The sequence below is a fragment of the Candidatus Phytoplasma phoenicium genome (genome assembly GCF_001189415.1).
Classification (GTDB): Bacteria; Bacillota_I; Bacilli_A; order Acholeplasmatales; family Acholeplasmataceae; genus Phytoplasma; species Phytoplasma phoenicium.
Genome location: NZ_JPSQ01000051.1, coordinates 1 through 1,161 on the forward strand (window position 1 = coordinate 1; position 1,161 = coordinate 1,161).

Below are 1,161 nucleotides of genomic sequence, written 5' to 3' on the forward strand. Positions count from 1 at the left end.
AAGTTTCATCTTTACGAACTTTTTATAATTTTTTAATTGAAAGACATTTTTTTAAGCATAATATTTTTAAATTAATTAAATTAAAAAAAGTACCAAAAAAGTTACCACAAACTATTTCGGAACAAAACATACAATTATTATTTCAAGTTATTGATATTTCTGATCCGTTAAGTTATCGTAATTATTTAATATTAGATTTGTTATATAGTTGTGGATTACGTGTTGGCGAATTAGTTAATGTGAAAATAAAAGATATTTATTTTTCTAACGCTCAAATTTTAATTTCTGGTAAAGGTAAAAAAAATAGATATTTGCCTTTACATTTGAGTTTGTTAAAAATGTTAAAACATTATATTTATAATATTCGACGTGTTACTAATTCATCTTCTTTAACTAATAGCAATGATTATTTATTTTTAAATTATAAACAAACACCTTTAACCACTAAAGGGATTAGATTTATTTTGAACCAATTATGTGTTCAAATTAAAAAAAAAATGAAAATTTCTCCTCATATGATTCGTCATGCTTTTGCTACTATTTTATTAAACAAAGGAGCAGATTTAAGGGTAGTTCAGGAATTATTAGGACATAAAAATTTAAAAACCACTCAAATTTATACTTATGTATCTAATATTTTTTTAAAAAATCAATTTTTAGCCCATCATCCTCGTAATAATTATAAAAAAACTATAAAAAAAATATCAACAGGAGAAACTAATGATGAATAAGGATAAACAGTTTGTTTTTAAAATTGTAACAAGTTATCAAAATCAAAATATTAATTTACCTCGAAGAAAAACTTTATTTAGTGCAGGTTATGATTTTGAAGTAGCACAAACTACTAAAATAGAACCACAACAAATAATTTTGATACCTACAGGTATTAAAGCTTGTTTTTCTTCTAATAAAATTTTGTTTATTTATGCTCGTTCTTCTTTATCTTTAAAAAAGAAATTGATGTTAGCTAATCATGTGGGTGTTATTGATAGTGATTATTATAATAATCCTCATAATGAAGGGCATATTTTAATCCCTTTATATAATTTTTCACAACAAGAAGTGTTAGTAGAGAAATATGAAAGAATTGCACAAGGGATTTTACAAAATTATTATATTACTAATGATGATTATGTGCTGAATAATTATACACGTAAAAGC

At 23.0% G+C, this 1,161-nt stretch carries 2 protein-coding genes; both read left to right on the plus strand.

Annotated elements, in window-relative coordinates; translation table 11 throughout:
- The coding region (locus tag AlmWB_RS01250) for a tyrosine-type recombinase/integrase (protein WP_050337300.1) at positions 1 to 731 on the plus strand (731 nt) is incomplete at its 5' end.
- Positions 724 to 1,161, plus strand: a 438-nt coding sequence (locus tag AlmWB_RS01255; RefSeq protein ID WP_050337301.1) for a dCTP deaminase/dUTPase family protein, incomplete at its 3' end; no start/stop codon positions are given. The genes AlmWB_RS01250 and AlmWB_RS01255, both read left to right, overlap by 8 nt.